The organism is Synechococcus sp. H55.9, assembly GCF_047462355.1.
Lineage (GTDB): Bacteria > Cyanobacteriota > Cyanobacteriia > Thermostichales > Thermostichaceae > Thermostichus.
The window spans coordinates 1-23107 of sequence record NZ_JANSJB010000018.1 but is presented as its reverse complement, the minus strand read 5'-3'; the positions used below and the strand labels follow the sequence as shown (position 1 = coordinate 23107).

General features: G+C 59.7%; 21 protein-coding genes. 14 read left to right on the top strand and 7 right to left on the bottom strand.

All coding sequences use genetic code 11. The annotated features are described in order from the left end of the window. Positions 1-29 precede the first annotated feature (29 nt). The 3 genes from NW857_RS04240 (at position 30) to pxcA (ending at position 3146) form a co-directional block, all read left to right on the top strand. Positions 30-146 carry a photosystem II reaction center X protein gene (locus NW857_RS04240; RefSeq protein ID WP_011431389.1) on the top strand — a complete coding sequence of 39 codons (117 nt, stop codon included), beginning with the start codon at positions 30-32 and terminating at the stop codon, positions 144-146. Positions 147-228: 82 nt separating this feature from the next. Continuing rightward, entirely contained in the window at positions 229-1632 is a 1404-nt protein-coding gene (locus tag NW857_RS04235) for a glycosyltransferase (protein WP_414333694.1), read from the top strand. 128 nt (positions 1633-1760) lie between these two features. Beyond that, a complete protein-coding gene (pxcA, locus tag NW857_RS04230; RefSeq protein ID WP_414333693.1) occupies positions 1761-3146 on the top strand; it encodes a proton extrusion protein PcxA in 1386 nt (461 codons plus the stop codon). Between the two features lie 230 nt (positions 3147-3376). Here pxcA and NW857_RS04225 read toward each other — a convergent pair whose 3' ends face one another. The 4 genes from NW857_RS04225 to NW857_RS04210 all read right to left on the bottom strand — a co-directional run bounded on the left by NW857_RS04225 (position 3377) and on the right by NW857_RS04210 (position 8700). Then, positions 3377-3898, bottom strand: coding sequence for a DciA family protein (locus NW857_RS04225; RefSeq protein WP_414352253.1), 522 nt, complete (start codon positions 3896-3898; stop codon positions 3377-3379). Positions 3899-3985: 87 nt separating this feature from the next. Next, a complete protein-coding gene (locus NW857_RS04220; protein WP_414337400.1) occupies positions 3986-5842 on the bottom strand; it encodes a mechanosensitive ion channel family protein in 1857 nt (618 codons plus the stop codon). Positions 5843-5924: 82 nt separating this feature from the next. Continuing rightward, positions 5925-8012: an excinuclease ABC subunit UvrB gene (gene uvrB, locus NW857_RS04215; protein ID WP_414333689.1), complete on the bottom strand. Its 2088-nt coding sequence runs from the start codon at positions 8010-8012 to the stop codon at positions 5925-5927. Between the two features lie 52 nt (positions 8013-8064). Beyond that, complete coding sequence (locus NW857_RS04210; protein ID WP_414333687.1) at positions 8065-8700, bottom strand: hypothetical protein; 636 nt, start codon at positions 8698-8700, stop codon at positions 8065-8067. Positions 8701-8855: 155 nt separating this feature from the next. On the opposite strand from NW857_RS04210, the gene murQ reads away from it, so the two are divergent. From murQ to NW857_RS04185, 5 genes are all read left to right on the top strand, one after another. Then, a complete protein-coding gene (gene murQ / locus NW857_RS04205; RefSeq protein WP_414333685.1) occupies positions 8856-9785 on the top strand; it encodes an N-acetylmuramic acid 6-phosphate etherase in 930 nt (309 codons plus the stop codon). Between the two features lie 21 nt (positions 9786-9806). After that, a complete protein-coding gene (locus tag NW857_RS04200; RefSeq protein WP_414368038.1) occupies positions 9807-11093 on the top strand; it encodes a recombinase family protein in 1287 nt (428 codons plus the stop codon). 367 nt (positions 11094-11460) lie between these two features. After that, on the top strand, positions 11461-12297 hold the full coding sequence (bchL, locus tag NW857_RS04195) for a ferredoxin:protochlorophyllide reductase (ATP-dependent) iron-sulfur ATP-binding protein (protein WP_414368035.1): 837 nt from the start codon (positions 11461-11463) through the stop codon (positions 12295-12297). Between the two features lie 158 nt (positions 12298-12455). Next, positions 12456-13427, top strand: a complete 972-nt coding sequence (locus NW857_RS04190) for a protochlorophyllide reductase (RefSeq protein WP_414337484.1) — start codon at positions 12456-12458, stop codon at positions 13425-13427. Between the two features lie 29 nt (positions 13428-13456). Then, a complete protein-coding gene (locus tag NW857_RS04185; RefSeq protein ID WP_414333679.1) occupies positions 13457-14857 on the top strand; it encodes a ferredoxin:protochlorophyllide reductase (ATP-dependent) subunit N in 1401 nt (466 codons plus the stop codon). Here the strand turns inward: NW857_RS04185 and NW857_RS04180 are convergent. From NW857_RS04180 to NW857_RS04170, 3 genes are all read right to left on the bottom strand, one after another. Further along, the gene (locus NW857_RS04180) at positions 14854-15090 is read right to left on the bottom strand and encodes a hypothetical protein (RefSeq protein WP_414333678.1); all 237 of its coding nucleotides are present in this window, start codon (positions 15088-15090) and stop codon (positions 14854-14856) included. The genes NW857_RS04185 and NW857_RS04180 overlap by 4 nt on opposite strands. 62 nt (positions 15091-15152) lie before the next feature. Then, positions 15153-16463, bottom strand: coding sequence for a glutamate-1-semialdehyde 2,1-aminomutase (gene hemL, locus NW857_RS04175; protein WP_414333676.1), 1311 nt, complete (start codon positions 16461-16463; stop codon positions 15153-15155). Between the two features lie 71 nt (positions 16464-16534). Then, a complete protein-coding gene (locus NW857_RS04170; RefSeq protein ID WP_414333675.1) occupies positions 16535-16810 on the bottom strand; it encodes a DUF4404 family protein in 276 nt (91 codons plus the stop codon). A 187-nt stretch (positions 16811-16997) separates the two neighbouring features. On the opposite strand from NW857_RS04170, the gene NW857_RS04165 reads away from it, so the two are divergent. From NW857_RS04165 to NW857_RS04140, 6 genes are all read left to right on the top strand, one after another. Then, positions 16998-17309: a hypothetical protein gene (locus NW857_RS04165; protein WP_414333673.1), complete on the top strand. Its 312-nt coding sequence runs from the start codon at positions 16998-17000 to the stop codon at positions 17307-17309. A 135-nt stretch (positions 17310-17444) separates the two neighbouring features. Then, on the top strand, positions 17445-18086 hold the full coding sequence (locus NW857_RS04160) for an SIMPL domain-containing protein (protein WP_414337404.1): 642 nt from the start codon (positions 17445-17447) through the stop codon (positions 18084-18086). Positions 18087-18418: 332 nt separating this feature from the next. After that, entirely contained in the window at positions 18419-19651 is a 1233-nt protein-coding gene (locus NW857_RS04155; protein ID WP_414368033.1) for a response regulator, read from the top strand. Between the two features lie 71 nt (positions 19652-19722). Further along, on the top strand, positions 19723-20217 hold the full coding sequence (locus NW857_RS04150; RefSeq protein WP_414348767.1) for a hypothetical protein: 495 nt from the start codon (positions 19723-19725) through the stop codon (positions 20215-20217). Positions 20218-20253: 36 nt separating this feature from the next. Next, positions 20254-21144, top strand: a complete 891-nt coding sequence (locus NW857_RS04145) for a shikimate dehydrogenase (RefSeq protein WP_414368031.1) — start codon at positions 20254-20256, stop codon at positions 21142-21144. Between the two features lie 150 nt (positions 21145-21294). Further along, positions 21295-22974 carry a hypothetical protein gene (locus tag NW857_RS04140; protein WP_414368029.1) on the top strand — a complete coding sequence of 560 codons (1680 nt, stop codon included), beginning with the start codon at positions 21295-21297 and terminating at the stop codon, positions 22972-22974. Positions 22975-23107: the final 133 nt, after the last annotated feature.

Here is a 23107-nt window from a genome sequence, read left to right as displayed (position 1 = left end):
GATAGTCGCAGGAGGAGGAAACTCTTTTTATGACTCCCTCACTTGCTAACTTTCTCTGGAGCTTGGTGTACGGCGCAGTGGTGCTAGGGCTTCTCTTCGGCGCCATCGTCTTCGTCAGCCAAAGAGATAGGGTGCGTCGTCGCTGAGTCTCCCCCTCGCCAGGGCTTGTCTGCGGATCGCTCACAACCCCTTATGATCAAAAGCTGATCTGGCGACATCCTGGGAGCGTTGACCCACCCTCTGCACTACTGGCGGCAAAAAAACCGCTACTACCACGAGGATCTAGAGCGGCTGCACCGCTTCTTCGTTCCTCCAGGACTGCGCATTCTCGAAATCGGCTCCGGCACCGGATCCCTGCTCAATGCTTTGCAGCCCGGTTTTGGCGTGGGGATCGACTGGGACGCGGAGATCGTTGCCCAAGCTCAGTTTCAGTTTCCCCATCTCCACTTCCGGGTGCAGGATGCCCACCGGCTAGACGAAAGGGATCCGGTCTTGGCGGGGCCTTTTGATGTTATTTTGCTCGTCAATACCCTGGGCTACCTGGCCGATATTCAGCAGGTTCTCCAGCAGTTGCGCCGTTTTTGTACGCCGCGTACCCGGCTGATCCTCTCCCACCACAACCCCCTCTGGGAGCCGCTGCTGGGCCTGGCGACTGTCCTCAAGCAGCGCATGCCTCTGCCGGCAGCCAACTGGCTCTCGGCTGGTGATGTGGCCAATCTGCTGCACCTGGCGGGGTACGAGGTCATTCAGCAGGGCAAGCGGCTGTTGCTGCCGCGGCGGATCCCATTGCTCTCGACGTTGATCAACCACTTCATTGCCCCCTTGCCTGGGATCAACGCCCTCTGCCTGACCGAATATACGATTGCCCGCCTCCAGCCCGATCCCGCCTGGGATCCCCCCCCTGAGGAGCAACCTTCTTGCACGGTGGTGATCCCGGCCCGCAACGAGGCGGGCAACATCCGCCGCTGTGTGGAGCAGTTGCCCGAGATGGGATCCCGAACTGAGATCATTTTTGTGGAGGGGCATTCCAGCGACGACACTTGGGCCGAGATCCAGCGGGTTCAGGCCGAATACCAGGGGATCCGCACTATCCAAGCTCTCCAGCAAGAGGGCAAGGGCAAGGGAGATGCAGTGCGCAAGGGGTTTGCCGCAGCCAGTGGCGATGTACTGATCATTCTCGACGCCGACTTGACCGTCCAGGCGGAAGACCTCCCCAAGTTTTTCCGGGCGGTGGCCTCTGGGCGGTGCGACTTTGCCAACGGCTGCCGCCTGGTCTATCCCCTGAAACCAGAAGCAATGCCGCGCCTTAACCAGTGGGCCAATCGTTTTTTTGCCGCTCTCCTCTCCCACATTCTCGGCATCCGCATCAAAGATTCCCTCTGCGGCACCAAGGCCCTGTGGCGAGAGGACTATTGGCAGATTGTCAAGCTGCGGCAAGAGTGGGGGGATTTTGACCCGTTTGGGGATTTCGACCTGTTGCTGGGGGCGGCCAAGCGCACCCTCAAGATCCTGGACATCCCCGTGCGCTATTTTCCCAGAACCTATGGCCGCTCCAACATCCAACACGTGCGGGATGGGCTGCGGCTGCTGCAGATCTGCGCTTTTGCCCTCAAGCGCTTCAAGGGATCCTGAGGCAACGCCAATGGCCCTCAAGTTTCCAGAAGGTGGGTCACCCCGCCCCCCTGGAGATTGTTACAATAGTTGGCTATCAATGAACTGGGTGGATCGGCCCCACAAAGAAGCACCGCAGGAAAGAAGCAATGGGGGAATCCATATTGAGCAGAATTGGGCACTGGATCTCGAATACTCCCCTACGTTCCCTTGATCGAGCTTATGATGCTGCCCTGCGCATTAAAGCCATCGAAGACCGCTACTTTCAGGGAGAGCCCATCGGCAACAACGGAACCCACGGCCAAAACACCAGCCGCTACTTTCAGATCCAATTGCGCCAGGAATTGCGCCAGATCGATCTTAGTTTAGCGGAGTTCAGGGCCAGCAGCGTCTTTTCTCGCCTGCCGGATCCCGCGCAAAATGGCAGTGGCCCTCGCTTCTCTGCCGATAAAGATCCCGGCAAAGATCCAAGCGCTCAAAAAGATCCCGCTGCCGAGGTCGGCTCTTCCGAGAACAAGGACCAAGATGCTGCAAATGGCCGGCAAAGTCCGGATCCCTCGATTTTGGAAAAGCTGGAGTTTATCGATCAGGTGACCTCGCGATACAAGCGCCCTGCCGCCCCACCCAAGCTTCCCCACCAGCCTGAACCACTGATCTCAACCCGTCCCCCTGCTTCTGAAGAGCCTGCCAAGCCGAGTCCTGTTAAGACCAACGCCGACAGCAGCGCTGCTCCGGCTGCCTCTAAAGCCGCCATCTTGCCCCGCTCTATTCTGCGCACGGCCAACCAGATCCGCCGTGAGCTGAGTTCGCAAGCAGAAGAGGAGCTGATCGAGGAGTACCGTGAGTCTCGCACGCGCACGCTGGTCTCAGTTCGGTTTTTGTTGTTGTTGGCCATTTTGCCGCTGCTTGTCCAGATTTTCTCGAAACAATTCCTGTTCGGACCGTTGGTGGATCGCCTGCAGCCGCAGGAACCCACCCTCGTAGCCCTAAGCTACGAATTTCAAGAGAAAGCTCTCTCCGAGTTTGAGTTTTTCAAGGAAAAAATAGAGTTTGAGCAGGCTTTACACCACCAATCTTCAGAGCCCAACCTAGAATCAGAAGACCAACTGTCCAGGAAGGCCGAGGAGTTGCTGCAAAAATACGGTCGCAAGAATTTGGAAGGCCTGAAGAACGTCTTTGCCGACTTGCTATCGCTGGCGGTATTTGGTTGGCTGATCTTTATCGGGCGCGAAGAAATTGAGGTTCTTAAGTCTTTTTTGGATCGCCTGATCTATGGCCTCAGTGACAGTGCTAAGGCTTTCATTATTATTCTTTTTACCGATGTCTTTGTGGGTTATCACTCACCCCACGGTTGGGAGGTGCTTCTGGGTAGCTTAGCTGCCCACCTGGGCCTGCCCGAAAACCGCAATTTCATCTACGGCTTTATTGCCACTTTTCCCGTTTTTCTGGATACGCTCTTTAAGTACTGGATCTTCCGTTACTTGAACCGCGTATCGCCGTCGGCGGTGGCCACCTACCATGCCATGAACGATTGAGGGTTCGCAGTTGCCTTAGTTGGAGAATCTGGGCCGCTGCCCTCACCCCCAGCCCCTCTCCCAGAGGTGCCCAAGCGCTCCGCGCCGCTCACGCGACCACCCCCGGCCCCTCTCCCAGAGGGAGTTGCCCTCACCCCCAGCCCCTCTCCCAGAGGGAGAGGGGAGCTGGGGATCGGCCTAACGAGTCGTTTCGTTGCCGTTGGAAACAGCCCTAATTTGAGTTCTCTGAGTTAGCTGCGCAGGCGCAAGGACTGGCGATGGCAAAACCCGCAGACAAACCAACGCTCCAGTTCGGCGGCAGGGGTAGGGCAGCCACAGGTGGGGCAAGGGAGTAGGTTTTGCTGGGTCTGCCGTTGTTTGACCACTCTCGCCCAGCGCTCGAAAGCCACTTTCGGATCCGAGATGGGCTGTTTGGGGGGAGCGTTGCGGCAAGATCGAGGGCGTTGTCCATCTTGGGCAGCGAGGCGGGGGGGGCCATAAAACTTGCTGGTCAACTCCGCATCAGGGTGGGGAGCGACCGGGTTGGATCCCTCGTGCCAAGCGCCGGGGCTAAAGCGAATGTCGCTGAGGGGGGGATGCAGGCGGCTGTTGAGTTTTCTGAGAATGAGTTGGCGTTGTAAGGTTAAGTTTTGCGCCCAGGACGGGGTAGAGGTGGCTACCTGCAGCACCTGGCGGCGCACGTTGAGGGGATGGGTTTGCGCTGCTACCGCCTCTCCCACCACTTCCGGCCAAAGCTGCCTTAGGAGCTGCATTTGCTTCAGTTCAGCCCAACACGGATGGCTGCCAAAGCTACCCAGTGCCTCATCTAACCGTCGCAGCATGGTGTCGATAGGGATAGCTCAGGAAACGCCGTTTTGGTCTTCCAGCGATTTTGCCGCTTCGCTGAGGGCGGACTGGATGGAAGCGGCATCGGGCAGGGAACGGGAGCCGCCATTGAGGCTGACAAGTCCCTCCAGGCTGCGAATGTGAATATCCTGCTGCGGGAAAGGAATGCGGATCCCACGCCGCCGAAACTCGGCCTCGATGGCGAAGTTCAGCTCGCTGATCAAGACAAATTGATCCTGGGGACGGTTGATCCACACCAGCAGCTCAAAGTTGAGGGAAGAGGGGCCAAAAGACTTGAGCCAGACTTGGGGGGCGGGGCTGCTCAACACCCGAGCATTTTCTTTGGCAGCGCTGAGCAGAGCTTCGGTAACCAGGGCCGTATCGGAGCCATAGGCCACGCCGACGGGAATGTGAATGCGACAGCGGGGATCCCGGTAGCTCCAGTTCACCACCTTTGACTCGGTGAAGCGGGAGTTGGGCACAATCACAAAGATGCGATCCAAAGTGCGCAGGACAGTGGCCCGCGGGCCGATGCGCTCCACGGTGCCGAGCAGGTTGTCCACTTCCACCAGATCCCCGATTTGGATGGGGCGCTCCAGCAAAATAGCGATGTAGCTGATGTAGTTGTTGGAGAGGTTTTGCAGGCCAAAGCCGATCCCCAAACCCACCGCCCCGGCAATCACCGCCAGGGATCCCAGATTCAGGCCGCTGAAGGGCAAGACCAAGAGGATCCCGAACAGCGTGAGGATGTACTTGAAGATGGCCGTTGTAGACTCCTGGGTGCCCAGATCCAGTCCCAGCCGGCTCAGAAACCGCTGCTTAAAGCCAACGCTGACGTAGTGGGCAACGGTGAAGACCAAAACGGCCAGCACAAAGAAGACCAGTAAGCTGGCAATGGAGACGCTGGAATTGGGCAGCGGTTGGGTGAGGACGCCCAACGCCGTGGCCACCACCCGCCCCAAGCCCAGGTAAAAAGCGCGCTGAAACGGTCGCAGGGCGGGTATGAAGCTGATGCCGCGATCCAGGGAGATGCCGGCAATGAGAATTGCCCCCACGCCTCGCAGGAGCACTCCCCCAATGTCGATCCAGGTTCCCCAGGCCGGGCCGGCCTGGAGCTCCAGCCACCTCTGCAGGCGAACTAGGCTGCGGTCGAACAGCCGCCAGAGAAAGAACCCCAGCGCCAATGTGGCCAGACCGGCCAGGATGGTGAGAGCCAGCACGCGCGGATCCTGCGCCCGCTGCAGATCCAGCCGATCCTGCCGGTACTCGGCAATGGCTTGTTCCAGCCGTCGCGCCCAAGTGTTGGCCACCAGGCGCACGTCGTTGAGGCCCACCTGGCCCAGCGGCACCCTGCGCTCGGCGGCGGCATCGGCATAGGTGACGGTAAACAGATACCGCTGGGTGGCCTCAAAGCGGCCCCTTTCTCCCAGACGTAAGATGTATTGCCCGTTGGCATCCTGGTCCACCCGCACCTCCGGCTGCGGCAACTGGCCCTCCGCCAGAAAGCGCTCAATGATCGCCCGCACGTTGTCGGCCCGCACATCGCTGGGGTACTCTGCCGTCTGCAGGCGAAACACCGGGATGTTCCCCACCAAGACTTCTGTGCCCTCTTGGCCGGTAAAGGGGATCCCAGTTGGGCTAGGGGTCGGGGAGGGGGATCCCTCAGGAGTTGGCACTTCGGCAGGGGTGGGGCCGGTTTGGAAAAAGCCGGGATCCCGAAATTCAAGGGCCTGAGCCACCGGGATCCCAGCAGCCTTGGAGACCGGAGCAGGCAGGAGCCAGAGGCCGATCCCAGCTATCAGCCCCATCGCCAGGGCCGCTCCCTTCAGCAGGACAGAGTCTCGAATGGCTCGTTGGACACGAACGCCCATTGTCTCGGGGATCCCTAGGATGCTGCTGTAAGCCTATGGTGGCACAAGCAAATCCCGATTTTGGCCAACCCAAGTGAGGACTTTAAGTGCTCTGATGGTGGCCCAAAAGGCGTTGGCGCAGCTTTTTAATTTGGTCTCGCAGTTGCGCAGCTTCTTCAAATTCCAGGTTTTTGGCGGCTGCTTTCATCTTGAGTTCCAGTTGGCCGATCAGCTCCGGGATCTCCGACAGAGGGATCTCGTCTGTAGCTTGAAAGGCCTTTTCCAGATCTTGGTCGCTGAGTTTGCGGGAGATGGCCAAAAAAGACAAGATGGCGTTGCTGTTTTTCTTGACAATGGGCTTAGGGGTGATGTTGTGTTGGCGGTTGTATTGCAGTTGAATTTCGCGGCGGCGCTGGGTTTCGGCGATGGCCCGGGCCATGCTGCCGGTCAGGGTATCGGCGTACATCACCACCGTGCCACGGACATTGCGCGCTGCTCGCCCGATCATCTGAATCAGGGATCGCTCCGCCCGCAAAAATCCCTCTTTATCCGCATCCAAAATGGCCACCAAGGAGACTTCCGGCAAGTCTAACCCTTCCCGCAACAGATTAACCCCCACCAGTACGTCAAAGGCTCCTTCGCGAAAATCTTGCAAAATTTCAATTCGCTCAATTGAGCTAATCTCGGAATGCAAATAGCGAACCCGGATCCCGCGTTCCTGAAGGTATTCGGTGAGATCTTCGGCCATGCGTTTGGTGAGAGTGGTCACGATCACCCGTTCGGCAGGCCCCCGCTGGGAGCGCTCCAATCGCAGATAAATTTCTGCCAGCAAATCGTCCACTTGCCCAGCCGTGGGGCGCACATGCACTTCAGGATCCACCACCCCCGTGGGCCGGATGACTTGCTCCACAACCCGACCGCTGCCCGGCAGATAAAACTTTATGGCCTTGCCATCTTCCACCAGGGTTTGAAATTGGGCTCCGCTCTGCTCCAGTTCCCAGTTGCCGGGCGTGGCGGAAACGAAGATGCACTGGTGGACTTTGGCCCAAAACTCCTCGGCTTTGAGGGGGCGATTGTCGAGGGCACTGGGCAGGCGAAAGCCGTGATCCACCAGCACCTGTTTGCGGGCACGGTCGCCGTTGTACATGCCGCGAATTTGGGGCACGGTAACGTGGGATTCGTCCACCACCAGGAGCCAATCGTTGGCCTTGAAATAATCCACCAAACAGGCAGGCGGCTCCCCTTCTTTGCGCCCCGTCAAGTGCCGGGAGTAGTTTTCGATGCCGTTGCAATAGCCCACCTCCCGCAGCATCTCCAGGTCGTAGCGGGTGCGCTGTTCTAGCCGTTGGGCTTCCAATAGCTTGCCCTCTTTGCGGAAAAGGGCCAGTTGCTTCTCCAGCTCCTGCTCAATGTCGAGGATTGCCCGCTCCAATTGTTCTTCTGGTGTCACAAAGTGGCGAGCCGGGTAAACTCTGAGGGCGCTGAGGCTGGTCAAAATCTCACCTGTAACCGGATCAATCAGGCGAATGGCCTCGATCTCATCGCCAAAAAATTCAATGCGGATCACCCGATCTTCATACGCCGGCACAATTTCCAGCACATCGCCTTTGACGCGAAATCGTCCCCGTGCCAGCTCCAAATCGTTGCGCTCGTACTGGATGCCGGCCAGCTCCCGCAAGATCTCCCGTTGGTTGATCTCCTGGCCGACTTTGAGAGGGATGGAGGCCTTCAGGTATTCCTCCGGCATGCCCAAGCCGTAGATGCAGCTTACAGAAGCGACGACAATAACATCTCGCCGTTCAAATAAAGAGCGGGTGGCGGAGTGCCGCAACATGTCGATCTCATCGTTGATGGAAGAAGATTTGGCGATGTAAGTATCGGTGCTGGGCACATAGGCTTCCGGTTGATAATAGTCATAATAGCTAATAAAATATTCGACGGCGTTGTAAGGAAAAAGCTCCCTGAGCTCGTTGCACAGTTGCGCCGCCAGCGTTTTGTTATGGGCCATCACCAAGGTGGGCCTGCCGACCTGCTGGATGGTGTGGGCAACGGTAAACGTTTTACCGGTTCCGGTGGCCCCCAGCAGGGTTTGAAAGCGATGGCCCTCTGAAATTGACTTCACCAAGCCGGCAATCGCCTTGGGTTGATCCCCCATGGGTTGATAAGGAGAAACCAGTTGAAACGCTGACATAAGTTTAATTTTCTGATGATCCTGAGCCGAAAGTTCCAAGTCGAATCTAAATCTAGGGAATACTGCGCTCCAAATCCGCAGATTTCAGCGCAGCTATACAGATCGATAAGATCCGGTCTACTTCGTCGGGATAGGGGTAAGTATAGGGATCCAGGTAGATACCTTTGTTTGGTCTATCCAGCAGGGCGAATTGCCACAGCTCCCCAGAGGTGATGGCTCCCGTAAGGACAGCTTGGCCGTCGCCGAGCCACTGATCCAGGGCAATCATCTCTACAGATAATTGGGTTAAGCCTTGAGTAAGGTCGGCTTTTTTGGCCTCGACAACCAGCAAAGAGCGGTCTGTATAGAGATAGTAGTCCAGGGTACCTTTAAGCTTCTCGCTGACTTGAATTGCATATTCGATCCGCATTTGCGCTTGGGTATACTGTACTACCTTCAGTAAAAGTGGGGCAATCAGGATTTCTCGACGAGCTGCTTCACTTTTTAAGCTAATGTAGGGTAAAAGCTGCTCTAGGCTGAGTCTCAAGTCTGCGCCATTGGGCAGTCGTTCCAGAGTTGGCCAGGTAATCTTTCGTCGTGTAAAGGTATAGCCAAACTCGGCCAACACATCTTCCGGTTCAAAGGGAAGATCAAAATAGCTGCTGAAGGTGTAAGCCTGATCCGGCTTCAGCACAGGCACTTTTGGCATAGGGATCCGGGAACGTGCAGTTTCTCGGCTGGGTTCACTCTAGCATTGAGCTGAGGGAAAGAGGCTCAACCCCGCGCCTCGCCACCGATAGAATCCAAGAGGACAAAACCCAGAACCGGCGAAGACAGATCCCTCTCACCTGAACAGCCGCTGCTATGCCCTCCTCCTATTTCTCCTGGGATCCGGGATCCCTGACCGAAAGCCCCAACCTGGCCACAGCCGAGATTGACCGCCTCAGCACCTTGGAACTGGTGAGACGGATCAACGCCGAAGATCGGCGGGTGCCGGCAGCGGTGGCTGACCAAGCAGAGCCGATCGCCCAAGCCATCGATGCCATTGCCGAGCGGATGGGGCGTGGCGGGCGGCTGATCTATATTGGGGCGGGAACTTCGGGGCGCCTGGGAGTATTGGATGCGGCTGAATGCCCGCCCACCTTCGGCACTGCCCCCACACAGGTGGTGGCTTTGATCGCCGGGGGGGAAAGGGCTCTGACCCAGGCGGTAGAGGGCGCAGAGGACGACGCCGAAGCCGCTGCCCGCGCTCTGGAGAGTCTCCATCTCCAAGCTCAAGATAGTGTTGTGGGAATTGCCGCCAGCGGTCGTACCCCCTATGTGCTGGGTGGGATCCAAGCCGCCAGAAGCATTGGGGCGCTCACGATTGGCCTGGCCTGCAACCGTCCTTCCCCCCTGACCGAGCAGGTGGAGATTGCCATCGCCCCTTTGGTGGGGCCGGAGGTGATCCTCGGATCCACCCGCATGAAAGCCGGCACAGCCCAAAAGCTGGTGTTGAACACCCTCTCCACCGGAGTGATGATCCGCCTGGGCAAGACCTATGGCAACCTAATGGTAGATCTGCAGGCCGGCAACGCCAAGCTCAAACAGCGGGCGGAGCGAATTGTAGCCCTGGCTTGCGATCTGGATCCCACCACGGCTGCCCAAGTGCTGCAGACTTGTGATGGAGAAGTCAAAACGGCGATCCTTGTGACCTTGATGGGGTGCTCTGTTCAGGAGGCCCGTCGGCAATTGCAGCAGGCCCAGGGCAGCATTCGCCAGGTGCTCGATTCCGCTCGGGCGCGGCAGCGGTGACCACAGCTTGGTTGCTTGTCCATGAGCGTTTACGGCTACCTCTACACACCTGCCCACGCCCCCTTGCCGGAGCAGGAGTTGGCCTGGCTGAAGGCACAAGGAGCCGATCCCATCCTGCACGATTGGGGATCCCGAACTTATCTGGAGGAGCTGTTGCAGGACATCGCTGCTGGATCGGTGCAGCGGGTGCTGCTGCTGCGCCTGGCGGATCTGGGGGAGCGGGCGGAGGAAGTCCACCAACGGCTGTTGCAGATCCAACAGGCGGGGATCCAACTGAGCCTGGCGACCCAATCCGGCTTGCACACCCCCAGCGAGGCTGCCGACTGGATCCCGCTGCTGGCCGAGATCCCCCATCAATTGCAAAGCCGCCGCCTCTGCCACAGCCAAGCCCGCAACCGTCTGGCGGGCAAACCTCCCCCCGGCCCGGCTCCCTTTGGCTATCGCCGCGAGGGGGAGCGCTATGTGCTGGAGCGCCGCCAGGCCCCTGTTGTTCAGGATTTTTTCCAGCACTTTCTTCTCTACGGATCCCTGCGCCAAGCGGTGCGCTTTTTGGAAGAAAAACACCACAAGCGCATTTCGGTGGCCACGGGGCGCAACTGGCTGCTCAACCCGGTCTATCGCGGGGATCTGGCCTATGCCGACGGCACCGTTCTGCGCGATACCCACCCCGCCCTCCTCAGCCGCACGGAAGCGGCCCAGATCGATCGCTGGCTCAAACGCAACCAAAGGATCCCACGCCGCAGCGCCAGCGCCCCCCGCGCCCTGGCCGGCCTAGTCCATTGCCGTACCTGTGGCAGCCTTCTGCGCATCGTGCAAACCACCCCCGGCAAGGCCAAGAGGAACGGCTCCTCCTACCTCTACCTGCGTTGCCAAACCTGTCGCTACAGCCTCCACTACGCCCAAGTCCTGCAGGAGGTGATCCGCCAGGTCTGCGAGCAGCTCCCCCACCGTGCCCAAAACCTGGATCGGCAGGCCCTGGACCAAACCCGCCAACAGCTCCAAGCCCAGATCCAGGCCAACAGCGAGCGGCTGCGGCAACTGGAGGAGCTGCAGCAATCTGGACTGATGGATGAGCCCTCCCTGGCCCAGCGCTGCTACCAACTGCGGGCGGAAACGGCCCGTTTGGCCCAAAAGCTGGAACAGCTCCCTCCTGCCAACTTCCTCCAGATCGCCCAAACTCTCTCCATCCTGCCCTTCTGGCAAGACCTCAGCGAGAGCGAGCGCCGCGCCTACCTGCGGGAATTCCTGCGCAGGGTTGAGGTGGATTCTACAGGGGCCGTGCAGATTGCCTTTGCCTTCGATCCCTGAGATCCCTTTTGAAGTTGGGGATTCCGCGTCTCCTCTGGCCATTGAGACCATTCTTGAGACTCTCCCTCAAAGCGGGAAAAGGGATCCCGCCGGCAGTCTCCAGCGAGTTGACGGGAGCAGCGCTTGTCAAAGCCACGGAGAGATGAATGATTTGTTTTTGATCTGCTTTTACGAAAAAACAAAAAACAAAAGCTGGAAAAAAGCCAAAAATCGGCTCGAAGAATCTTTTGGGCGAGGATTTGTCCGTCTGGCGATTTAAGAAATTGCTTTAACTTGTTTTAGGCTTGCCTTAATTCTTCTCAACACTTCTCAGGGAGTGGGTTAGCTGCCGATAATGGCCCTTGTCAGGCTTGTGGAGGAACGTGCTGTGAAGTTGGCAGTTTACGGGAAGGGTGGGATCGGCAAGTCCACCACCAGTTGCAACCTCTCGGTGGCCTTGGCCCGGCGGGGCAAGAAGGTGTTGCAAATTGGCTGTGACCCCAAGCACGACAGCACCTTCACCCTGACTGGTTTTCTCATCCCCACGATCATCGATACCCTGGAAGCCAAGGGCTACCACTACGAAGACATCTACCCCGAGGATGTGATCTACCGCGGCTACGGCGGCGTAGATTGCGTCGAGGCGGGAGGGCCGCCGGCAGGGGCCGGCTGTGGCGGCTATGTGGTGGGAGAAACCGTCAAACTCCTGAAGGAGCTGAACGCCTTTGACGAGTACGACGTCATCCTCTTCGACGTGCTGGGGGACGTGGTGTGCGGCGGCTTTGCTGCCCCCCTCAACTACGCCGACTACTGTGTGATCGTTACTGACAACGGCTTTGACGCCCTGTTTGCCGCCAATCGCATTGCCGCCTCGGTGCGAGAAAAAGCCAAAACCCGCAAGCTGCGCCTGGCCGGCCTAATCGGCAACCGCACCAGCAAGCGGGATCTCATCGACCAATACGTCTCGGCAGTGCCCATGCCTGTGCTCGAGGTGCTGCCACTGGTCGAGGACATTCGCATTTCGCGGGTCAAGGGCAAAACCCTCTTCGAGATGGCAGAGACGGATCCCAGCCTGGAGCCCGTCTGCCAGTACTACCTGAACATCGCCGACGAGCTGCTGGCCCGCCCGGAAGGGATCGTGCCCCGGCCTGCTGAGGATCGGGAGCTGTTTGCCCTGCTGTCGGACTTTTACAACGCCCCGGCACCGGAGCCGGCGCTGGTGTAAGGGATCCCAAACCTGCCAGCTTGCCGGTGTGTCTAAAAGTGAAGCAATTGTTTCGGAAAACCGTCGCAAACCTTATCAATTCGTTGTCTGGCCCGCTTTCCGCCCCAAGATGGATTGTGCAGGAGATCCATCTTGAGGACATGGCAGAGGAGTTGGATATGCAAGCACAAGTGCAACCCACCGTGGTGATTACTGGAGCCTCTTCGGGCGTTGGCCTGTACGCAGCTTTGGCTTTGGCCAAGCGGGGCTGGCACGTGGTGATGGCCTGTCGGGATCTGGACAAAGGCCAGCGGATGGCTCAGCAGGTGGGGATCCCCAGCTACACCCTGATGCCGATCGATCTGGCCAGCTTGGCCAGTGTGCGGCAATTTGTCGAACAATTTCGCCAGTCGGGCCGCTCTCTGGATGCCCTGGTGTGCAACGCCGCCATCTACATGCCCTTGCTTAAGCAGCCCTTGCGCAGCCCGGAGGGCTATGAGCTGACCATGGCCACCAACCATCTGGGGCACTTCCTGCTCTGCCACCTGATGCTGGAGGATCTGAAGCGCTCCACCTATCCGGATCGGCGGCTGGTGATCCTGGGCACGGTTACCCACAACCCCAAGGAGCTGGGGGGCAAGATCCCACCCCAACCCCACCTGGGGGATCTGCGGGGCTTTGCCCAGGGCTTCAAGGAACCGATCAGCATGGCCGATGGCGGCAAGTTCGATCCCGTCAAAGCCTACAAAGACAGCAAAGTTTGCAACATCCTCACCATGCGGGAGCTGCACCGCCGCTTCCACGAGAGCACCGGCATCACGTTTCTCTCCCTCTACCCGGGCTGTGTGGCGGAAACGGCCCTCTTCCGCCATCACTATCCCCTCTTCCAAAAGCTGTTCCCCTGGTTTCAGAAAAACATCACCGGCGGCTACGTCTCCCAAGAGCTGGCCGGCGAGCGGGTGGCCCAGGTGGTGGCGGATCCGGAGTTTCGCCAGTCGGGATTCTACTGGAGCTGGGGCAACCGGCAACGGAAAAATGCCAAGCCCTTTAACCAAGAAGTCTCGGACGAGGCGGGGGATGCGGCCAAGGCCAAGCTGCTCTGGGATCTGAGCGAGAAATTGGTGGGCGTGCCCCAATTGGTCGCCCCCTAGCTTGACAAACCCTTTTCTAGGAGCCGACGATGACTGCTGCTGTGGATGCTTCCAATACCCTCCACTTTCAATGCGAGACCGGCAACTACCACACCTTCTGCCCGATTAGTTGCGTGGCTTGGCTCTACCCCAAAATCGAAGACAGCTTCTTTTTGGTGATCGGCACCAAAACCTGTGGCTACTTTTTGCAAAATGCCATGGGGGTGATGATCTTTGCCGAGCCGCGCTATGCCATGGCCGAGCTGGAAGAGGGGGACATCAGCGCCAAGCTCAACGACTACGAGGAGCTGAAGCGGCTGTGCCTGCAAATCCAGCGGGATCGCAATCCCAGCGTCATCGTCTGGATCGGCACCTGCACCACCGAGATCATCAAGATGGATCTAGAGGGCCTAGCCCAGAAGCTGGAAGGGGAGATCGGGATCCCGATTGTGGTGGCGCGGGCCAATGGCCTCGACTACGCCTTTACCCAGGGGGAAGACACGGTTTTGGCCTCTATGGCCCAGCGCTGCCCGGAGCAGGTGCAGGAAGAAGAGCGGGAGACGCGGGGTGGCCTGCAGGCTCTTTTCTACGGGCTGCGCCCCGGCAAAAAGAAAGAGGAAGAAGGCTTCCCCAAACATCCCCCCTTGGTGATCTTCGGCTCCGTGCCGGATCCGGTGGTAACCCAACTCACCCTGGAGCTGAAAAAGTACGGGATCCGCGTCTCCGGCTGGCTGCCGGCCAAGCGCTACGAGGAGCTGCCGGCCATCGAGCCGGGCACCTATGTGGTGGGGGTAAATCCTTTCCTCAGCCGCACCGCCACCACGCTGGTGCGCCGCAAAAAGGCCAAGCTCATCACCGCTCCTTTTCCCATCGGGCCGGATGGCACCCGCGCCTGGATCGAGGCCATCGCCGGCGAGCTGGGGATCCCGACTCAAGGCCTGGCAGAGCGGGAAGGGGAAGTGTGGCGTCACCCCCAGGTTCAGGAGTACCTGGGCCTGCTGCGGGGCAAGAGCGTCTTCTTCATGGGGGATAACCTGCTGGAGATCTCCCTGGCCCGCTTCCTGGTGCGCTGCGGTATGACGGTGCAGGAAATCGGGATCCCTTACCTCGACAAGCGCTACCAGGCCGCCGAGCTGGCCCTCCTGGAGCGCACCTGCGAGGAGATGGGGGTGCCCAAGCCCACCATTGTCGAGAAGCCGGATAACTACAACCAACTGCAGCGCATCAAAGCCCTGCAGCCGGATCTGGTAATCACGGGCATGGCCCACGCCAACCCCCTCGAAGCCCGCGGCGTCACCACCAAGTGGTCGGTGGAGTTTACCTTTGCCCAGATCCACGGCTTCGGCAACACCCAGGCGCTGCTGGAGCTGGTCACCCGCCCACTGCGGCGCAACGCCGCCCTCAAAGGCTTGGGCTGGGAACAGTTGGTGGGGGAAAAAGCCCTGAGCTAACTTTCTGGCTCCTCGTTGTCGAAGAGCAGGCCATCCAGGTGATCCGGCAGTTGCTGCCGGTCGATCCAGACCATGCCGGCCAAAATTGCCTCGGCCTCATTGTGGAAGTAGCCGTAGGCTGGGGCGGCAAACTCCACCGAGCCATCCTGACGTAGCCGCTGACAGCAAAAAATGAACCCCTTGTCGGTGGTTTGGGTGGTGATGCGCCAGTTGCGGTGGATGTGCTCGGCCATGATCCCAGTGCAGATCACCCTCACCCCCAACCCCTCTCCCAAGGGGAGAGGGGAGAAAAACCCTAGAGCGTGCGCAGCACCTCTCGCGCCGCCTCGAGGGTTCTCTCCACATCGGCTTCGGTGTGGGCCAAGGAAGTGAAGCCGGCCTCGAATTGCGAGGGCGCCAGATACACCCCCCGCTCCAGCATGCCGCGGTGGAAGCGGGCAAACTTTTGCAAGTCCGAGCGCTTGGCCTCCTCGTAGTTGCGCACTGGGCCAGCCGTGAAGAAGAAGCCGAACATGCCGGGCAAATGGCCCCCACACATCTCGTGCCCGGTCTCTTGCGCAATCTGCAGCAGCCCCGTCGCCAGCTTCTCGGTAATCCGCTCCAGATACTCATAGGTACCGGGGCGACGCAAAATATCGAGGGTGTGGATCCCGGCCGTCATGGCCAGCGGGTTGCCGGAGAGGGTGCCCGCCTGGTACATCGGCCCCGCCGGCGCCACCATTTCCATAATCTCCCGCCGACCGCCGTAGGCCCCCACCGGCAGGCCGCCGCCGATTACCTTGCCCAGGGTGGTTAAATCGGGGATGACACCAAACTTGGCCTGCACACCGCCGTAGCTGATGCGAAAGCCGGTCATCACCTCGTCAAACACCAGCAGGGCGCCATACTTCTGCGTCAGCTCCCGCAAACCCTCCAAAAAGCCCGGCTGCGGCGGAATGAAGCCGGCATTGCCCACCACCGGCTCTAGGATCACGCCCGCAATGGAGTCGGGATGCTGCTCAAACAGAGCCTTGACTGCCTCTAGATCGTTGTAGGGGGCGGTCAGCGTGGCACTGGTAGCGGCCTTAGGTACCCCTGGCGAATCCGGCAGGCCCAGCGTGGCCACCCCTGAGCCGGCCTTGACCAAAAACATGTCCGCATGGCCGTGGTAGCAGCCCTCGAACTTGATCACCTTTTCCCGCCCCGTGTAGGCCCGCATCAGGCGCAGCGCCGCCATGCAAGCTTCGGTGCCGGAGTTAACAAAGCGCACCATCTCCACGCTGGGCACCGCCTCGATCACCCGCTCGGCCAGCTCGTTTTCCAAAACGCAAGGGGCGCCAAAGCTGGTGCCTTTCTCCAAAGCTCGGTGCAGAGCCTCGATCACCTCGGGATGGGCGTGGCCGACAATCGCCGGCCCCCAACTGCCGATGTAGTCGATGTACTGGTTGCCGTCCACATCCCAGGCGTAGGCTCCTGAGACGCGGTCAAACACGACGGGATCCCCGCCCACCGACTTGAAGGCGCGCACCGGGGAACTGACCCCGCCGGGCATGAGCCCTTTTGCTCGGGCAAAAATCTGTTGGGAGCGGGTGATGTTAAACGAGGTGGGATGGAGAGTGCCGGTCATAAACAGGAGCTATTCAACGCATTACCAAGGCTAGCAGGCAGAGGAGCTTGCTGGTGAGCCCTCCTCATAAACTACAAACCCATCCCTGCCAGCGTGTCGATCACTTGCTCCAGGATCAGGGTGAGGTTGGGATGCGAGGTCTCGAACAGGCCCAGCGCCTCCCCAATGCGATCTCTACGCCCTTGATTTTGCTTGCTCTCACTCGGGGATCCCAGCTCGGCCAGCACCGCTTCCACCTCTTGGCGAATGGTGGCGATGTGCTGTCGCTGCTTTTCATCCAAGCCAGGGGTTTTTTGCAGCTCAACATCCAGGTCGTGCAGCAGTTGTCGCAGTTTCGATGCAGCCATTCTCAAAAAGACCTTATCAATTTACTCAATCAACAAATCGAGTTTTGACCACGCTGACTCGATCATACAGGAGCGGAGATCGCTCTTTTGGAAGCGGCTGAGGCGGCAAAGGTTAACTTTTGCAGCCGGGGATCCCAGCCTTGGAGCAACTCCCATACGATGGGCAATAGCCTTGCTGTCTATCCCTATGTCTGAGCTGGCATTGGCCCTGCTGGGGGCAGTGGTTGCCGTTGCCCTGTTCCTGGGAATTTTTGTCTGGGAACAAAGACGCAGCCAGGAGCTGCTGCAGCGGTGGGCGGCAAAGCATGGCTACTCCATTCTGAGCCAGGAGGCGCGGTATTGGCGGCTGGGGCCTTTTTCCGGCAGCACTTCCAAGTATCAACGCGTGTTTTATGTGCGGATACGCAATCCGGGGGGGCAAGAACGCAGCGGCTGGGTGAGGTTAGGGAACTGGTGGCTGGGGCTTTTGTCAGATCAGCTAGAGGAACGGTGGGAGTAGGCTGGGGTTAACGACTGAAAGGGGGAAGCAATGGACAGGCTCAAGGGGTGGAAAAGGCTGAAGGGGGTGGCCTGGCTGGGCGTGGTACTGGCGCTGGCACTGTTGGGTTGGAACGCAATCGCTGGAGGCGGGGCAATGGCCAGTCCCGGTGAGGGATCCCGAACTTTGACGGTAACCGGCCAGGGGTCTGTTGCGGTGGAAACCTCCATTGCCGTAATCCGGCTGGGGGTGGTGCTCCAAGGGGAGACGGCCCAAGCGGTCCAGCAGCAGGTGGCCGAGCGCTCGGAGCGGCTGGTGAACCGCCTCAAAGAGCTGCAGGTGAGCGCCCTGCAGACCACCGGCATTTCTCTCTATCCGCAATACGACTACCAGCAGAGCCCACCCCGCCTGACCGGGGTACAGGGGCAAAACAGCCTGCAATTTGAAGTACCCATAGCCCGAGCCGGACAGGTGCTGGATGAAGCCGTGGCCGCCGGAGCTACCCAGGTGGAATCGGTCAGCTTCCGAGCGGATGAGGCCACCTTGCTGCAGGCGCGCAGCCGTGCCCTGACCCAGGCCGTGGAAGATGCCCAACGTCAAGCCAGCGATGTGTTGAGGGCCTTGAACCTGAGCATTCATTCTGTGGAGGGCATCCAAATTCACAGCGAGGGCTCCATAGCGCCGCCAGTTCCTTTGGCTGCTCAAGCAGACTATGCCCGCCTAGAAGCAGCTTCCACACCGGTGGAAGGAGGACAACAAGCCGTGCGCGCCCAAGTCACGCTCGAGATTCGTTTCTAGGTTCCTGGGGTGGCCATGAAGTCACGGCGAACCCTGCCTTCCCTCTCCCTGGGGCAGAGGAGGATTCCCCCTGGGGGCGTGAGGAGCAGTAGCGGGGAACGCCCAGAAGCATCTTCCTCGCGTTTAGAATGACTGCGAAACTTCAAAAATCTCAAAAAAATAACCCGGCAAAGTTAGGTAGTGGCTGCCAATCCCTACGTCTAGAATAACGATGGAAAACACGGGAAAGTTTGCTTTCCCGGATTTCCTTGTCATCTGGCTTTGGCTTACCCGTGGATCCCAATTTGGAGAACGCTGCTGCCACTGGTACGTCTGAAGGCCCTCAGGCGGGCTTGGGCGCTAGCAAAGGCGGAGCCAGCAGCTTGCGGGCCCATGTGCTGATCGTGGATGACAGTTACATGGTGGCAGAGATGTTGTCCAACTTTTTGGGTAAGCAGGGCTGTAGTATTTCTTATGCTTTGGATGGCTTGTCTGCCCTGGAGCAAATCCGCCGCCGGATCCCAGATCTCATCATCGCCGACTGGGTCATGCCCAATCTAAATGGCCTGGATCTATGCCGGCAGCTACGGCAATCACCCGAATATGCTTGGGTGTACTACATCCTCATGACCGCCCGCGAGGGCAACGACAGCATGGAGCGGGCGTTAGAAGCCGGAGCCGATGAGTTCCTCTCCAAGCCCTTTCAGGCGGCAGAGCTGCTGACGCGGGTGCGGGCAGGGCTGCGCATTGTGGAGAGCCGCCGCCAGCAATATCTGCTCCAGACTGGACAAAAACAAGTCTCATCTCCTTCTGGCTCGGTTGCTTTGGGCAATCGGCAGGATTTGGTTACTCGCTTGCCGTTGCGGGTGGCCCAAGCCCGTGCCCAATCAGACCCCCTCAGTTTGTTTGTCCTGCGCTTGGCCAACCTCAGTGCTCTGGGGCAAGGCCTAGAGGCCGGCGGTCGGGCTGCTCTTCTCAAGCTGTTTACGGATCGCTTGGCCCACAACTTGCGAGAGGGGGATGACCTCTTTTGCTACGACGAGGGGCAGTTTATTGTGGTGCTGCCGGGGAGCACTCTGGCTGCTGCCCAGATTGCCGCCGAGCGCTGCTGCCAGCGGTTGATCCAGGATCCCTTTGTGGTGAATGGGCGAGCGCTGCCGGTGCAGCTTCAATTTGGGGCGGCCACCCTCACAGATAAGGACGATCCCAAGGGGGTGGCCCTGGTGCGACGGGCTGCCCAAGCCCTGCGAGACAGCAAAAATGTCCACACTTCGGTGGTGACTGCACCCCATCCCATCCCGGTTTCCGATTGCAGTAGCGGGACGGCGTCCTCAGAGCTGCTGAAGCGTTTGCAACATCTAGAAAAAGAGAATGCCGAGCTACGCCAAGAGCTGGAAACTCGCCTCAGGCAGCTCGAGGAGTTGCGGCAACACAACCAGGATCTCAGCCAAGGGGTGCGGGAGCCTAGGGCTGAGCGGTTTGAAGCTGGATCCCGCTCTCAGCAGCCCTTGGGGATCCGCCGGCGGAAACCGCGGCGGCGTCTGAAGCGTCAACTGGGCCGCGGAGGATGGCGACTGCGCCGGTAAGTCCGATCCCCAGAATCCGGCGGTGGGTTGGCCGCAGCAGAATAGGCAGGTGGGAGGTGGGAAGAACAGCCATGTTCAATTCTAGTCGGAGCCAATCCGCCATCTGGAAGCCAGCAAGAAGGTGGTTTCTCAACAACATCGAGCTGATCCTGACGGCGGTGGGGATAGGCGTAATCCTACTCAGCGGCTGGGTGGCCAGCCGCAGCGCTCTTTCCGCGGCGACGGCAACGGCGGTCAGCGCCACCGTGGTGGGAGTTATCCACGGCATCCTGTTCTGGCTGTTGCGGCGGCGGCAACGCCGGGTGCGGCAGGAGGCGATCGGGCAAATTCGGGAAATGCTGGAGGATCTGGGCAAAAACCGGTTGCAAACCATCAAGATGAGCCTGTACCTGGTGCAGGTGCGCCAGCCAGATCAAGAAGAGCGCACCCGCCAAAGCTTTGACCGCGTCTACCAGATCCTGGGCGAGATGAGCAATTTAATCGACCACATTTCGGAAGAATCCCTGGCCAGTTGGCGGCAGCGCTACCGGCAAACTTTAGATCGGGTGGAGTCGGAGTCTAACTAGTCGGAGCTACAGGGCAGGGATCCCTTAGGAGCTGGGGTGGACAGGCGGATTTCGGGAAGTACGCAATTGCTGGGCCTGATCGGGGATCCGGTGGTCCACAGCCTATCCCCGGCGATGCACAACGCTGCCTTGGCGGCCATGGGAGAAGACTACTGCTACGTGCCCTTTCCGGTGGCGGCAGAGCGCCTGGCAGTGGCGGTGGCCGGGCTGGCGGCCATCGGGGTGCGGGGGTTTAACGTCACCATTCCCCACAAGCAGGCGATTCTGCCTTTGCTCAGCCAGGTGGAAGCGCGGGCGGCAAAGGTGGGAGCAGTAAACACGGTCTACGCCTTGCCGGAGGGAGGCTGGGGCGGCACCAACACCGATATCGACGGCTTTGTTCAGCCTTTGCTGGGCTTGGAAAAAGGGATCCCCACCCTAATCCTGGGCTGTGGCGGGGCGGCGCGGGCGGCCATCCAGGGCTGTTTGGAGTTGGAGTTGGGGCCAGTACGGGTGGCCGGGCGATCCCCTGAGAAGTTACGGGCTTTGCAACAGACCTGGCCCCAGGTGGAAACGCTGAGCTGGGCCGAGCTGGAGCGCCACTTGCCCAAGACTTCCCTTGTGGTCAACACCACCCCCGTGGGCATGTACAAGCCGGGATCCCCTGCTGAGCTGTCTCCCCTCAGCCGGGAGCAACTGCGCCTTCTGCCCGCCGGCGCCGTTGTCTACGATCTCATCTATGTACCGGATCCCACTCCCCTGCTGCGTATGGCCGCAGCGTTAGGCCACACCCCCATCAGTGGCCTGGAGATGCTGATCCACCAGGGGGCCAAGGCCCTCTCCCTCTGGCTGGGGGGCAAGCCTGTGCCGGTGGAGGTGATGCGGCAGGCGGCCCGGCAGCAGTTGGCCCAGATTGAGGCGGATAGGGCAAGGGATCCCAAGCTCTAGCTCTCCTCTCAAAGTTGAGCGCAATTGGCTGGGGGCGGGAACAATTGCCTCGGGCCTGCCGATCTCTAGGGGGAGATAGGGCTACAGCAATCCTCGGTTGGGTTAAGGGTGTTGAGGTTGCCAAGGCAGCAGCGGAAATGGCTTGCAGGTGTGCTCGGCGCACTGATGTGGCTGGGATCCGGAATTGCCGCCCAGGCCCAATTCCCGAGGTTTGGCCATTCCCTTTTTCCTGACTCCGATCCCAGGTTTCAGGGCAGCGGGGAACAGACAGGATCCCTGTCTGCTCTTCAGCTCGATGCCTTCTGCCGGCAACCCCCTGAGGAAGTGGCGCGCAAGGCTCAACTGCGCCAGCGGGCCACCCAATCAGAGGCCGCTTGGGCCGAATACACCCAAGTTTTAGCCGAACATCGCGCTGCCTTGATTGCCTGCCGCAGCCGCCGTTGGCCGCAGATTCAGGCCATTTGGGTGCGCTTGCATCCCTGTGATGCCAATCCAGGCGTACTGGATCAGGTGTTTGACCAGGTGGTGAACCTGGGCTATAACCGCGTTTTTATCGAGACGTTTTACGATGGCCGCTCCATTCTGCCCGATGGGGCGGGCGGGATCTGGCCCAGCCTGCAGCCCAATGCCGATTTGTTGGATCTGGCTCTCAAGGCGGCGCGACGGCGGGGGTTATCGGCCTATGCCTGGGTGTTTTCCCTCAATTTCGGCTACAGCTACGGGCTTCTCCCAGATCGCCAGGCAGTCTTGGCCCGCAACGGCCGTGGCCTCACCACCGTCTTGGATCCAGCGACAGCCCTTGCAGAAGATTTGGGCAGCCCGGATGAGGTGTTTGTGGATCCCTTTCATCCCGTGGCGCGACGGGATTTTGCCGAGCTGATCCGCCGCATCCTGCAGCGGCAGCCGGATGGGATCCTCTTCGACTACATTCGCTATCCCCGCGGCTCTGGGGGATCCAGCCTGGCAGCCACCGTCCAGGATCTGTGGATCCATGGGGAGGCAGCCCGGCAAGCCTACCTGGATTTGGCAGAAAACCCGGCGGGCCGAGCCTTGCTGGAGCGTTACCTCAGCCAGGGCTATATTACTGTGGCAGATGTTCTCCATCTGGATGCCACCTATGCCGAAGAGCCCCGCTGGCGCCAGCCAGGGGATCCCAAGCCCAGCGCAAGCAGGGAGCGGCCGCTTTCTCCAGAACTAGGGGACGGGATGGCCCAAAGCAAAGCAGGCGAGAATTGGCATTCCACCCATGCCGATTCAGAAGGTGATTCAGGGAATAGGGATTTAGAGAATTTGGCGGCTCCCCGTCCAAAAGCAGCGCCGCCGGATCCCACCCCTACCCCTAGCGCCGCTCTCCGACAGGAGCGCTGGCAAGAGCAGCTCTGGCAGCTCAGCGTTGAGTTTGCCCGCTATGGGATCCTCGATTACCTGCGGCAAGCTGCCCAACCGGCCCAAAGCCTTGGGATCCCGACCGGGGCCGTCTTTTTCCCCGAGGGCAACCAGGCGGTGGGAGAAGGGTTCGACGCCCGTCTCCAGCCTTGGGATCGTTTTGATCCAAACATGGAGTGGCACCCGATGGCCTATGCCAAGTGCGAGGATGGCTCCTGTGTGGTGCAGCAGGTGGGGCAAATCCTGGCTGTGGCCTCTCCCCAAACCTTTGTCTGCCCGGCCATCGCCGGCCTATGGGGACAAGCGCATCGAAAACGCCCCAGCTTGGAAATCCAGATGGGATCCCTGGCCCGCCGCTTTCCGCAGTTGCCTTGTGTGAGCCACTTTGCCCTCTCTTGGATCGAGCCGGAGCTGGAGCGCAGCCGTCGCACCTGTCAATTCTGATGCTCACCCCACACCCGCAAGTTGGGAATTCTGAAATTATGAACCCCGAACAATTCGATCTGATTAACCGCTTGTTTCAACTCACGTTTCAAATCGGGGATCGCTTGGGATGTGAGTCTTCTGACCCCGCTCA

Excerpts from the sequence above, each read along its gene's own strand:
- NW857_RS04240 (WP_011431389.1), top strand. The coding sequence starts at position 30 with ATGACTCCCTCACTTGCTAACTTTCTCTGGAGCTTGGTGTACGGCGCA.
- pxcA (WP_414333693.1), top strand. The coding sequence starts at position 1,761 with ATGGGGGAATCCATATTGAGCAGAATTGGGCACTGGATCTCGAATACT.
- NW857_RS04225 (WP_414352253.1), bottom strand. The coding sequence starts at position 3,898 with ATGCAGCTCCTAAGGCAGCTTTGGCCGGAAGTGGTGGGAGAGGCGGTA.
- NW857_RS04220 (WP_414337400.1), bottom strand. The coding sequence starts at position 5,842 with ATGGGCGTTCGTGTCCAACGAGCCATTCGAGACTCTGTCCTGCTGAAG.
- uvrB (WP_414333689.1), bottom strand. The coding sequence starts at position 8,012 with ATGTCAGCGTTTCAACTGGTTTCTCCTTATCAACCCATGGGGGATCAA.
- NW857_RS04210 (WP_414333687.1), bottom strand. The coding sequence starts at position 8,700 with ATGCCAAAAGTGCCTGTGCTGAAGCCGGATCAGGCTTACACCTTCAGC.
- murQ (WP_414333685.1), top strand. The coding sequence starts at position 8,856 with ATGCCCTCCTCCTATTTCTCCTGGGATCCGGGATCCCTGACCGAAAGC.
- NW857_RS04200 (WP_414368038.1), top strand. The coding sequence starts at position 9,807 with ATGAGCGTTTACGGCTACCTCTACACACCTGCCCACGCCCCCTTGCCG.
- NW857_RS04190 (WP_414337484.1), top strand. The coding sequence starts at position 12,456 with ATGCAAGCACAAGTGCAACCCACCGTGGTGATTACTGGAGCCTCTTCG.
- NW857_RS04185 (WP_414333679.1), top strand. The coding sequence starts at position 13,457 with ATGACTGCTGCTGTGGATGCTTCCAATACCCTCCACTTTCAATGCGAG.
- NW857_RS04180 (WP_414333678.1), bottom strand. The coding sequence starts at position 15,090 with ATGGCCGAGCACATCCACCGCAACTGGCGCATCACCACCCAAACCACC.
- hemL (WP_414333676.1), bottom strand. The coding sequence starts at position 16,463 with ATGACCGGCACTCTCCATCCCACCTCGTTTAACATCACCCGCTCCCAA.
- NW857_RS04170 (WP_414333675.1), bottom strand. The coding sequence starts at position 16,810 with ATGGCTGCATCGAAACTGCGACAACTGCTGCACGACCTGGATGTTGAG.
- NW857_RS04165 (WP_414333673.1), top strand. The coding sequence starts at position 16,998 with ATGTCTGAGCTGGCATTGGCCCTGCTGGGGGCAGTGGTTGCCGTTGCC.
- NW857_RS04160 (WP_414337404.1), top strand. The coding sequence starts at position 17,445 with ATGGCCAGTCCCGGTGAGGGATCCCGAACTTTGACGGTAACCGGCCAG.
- NW857_RS04150 (WP_414348767.1), top strand. The coding sequence starts at position 19,723 with ATGTTCAATTCTAGTCGGAGCCAATCCGCCATCTGGAAGCCAGCAAGA.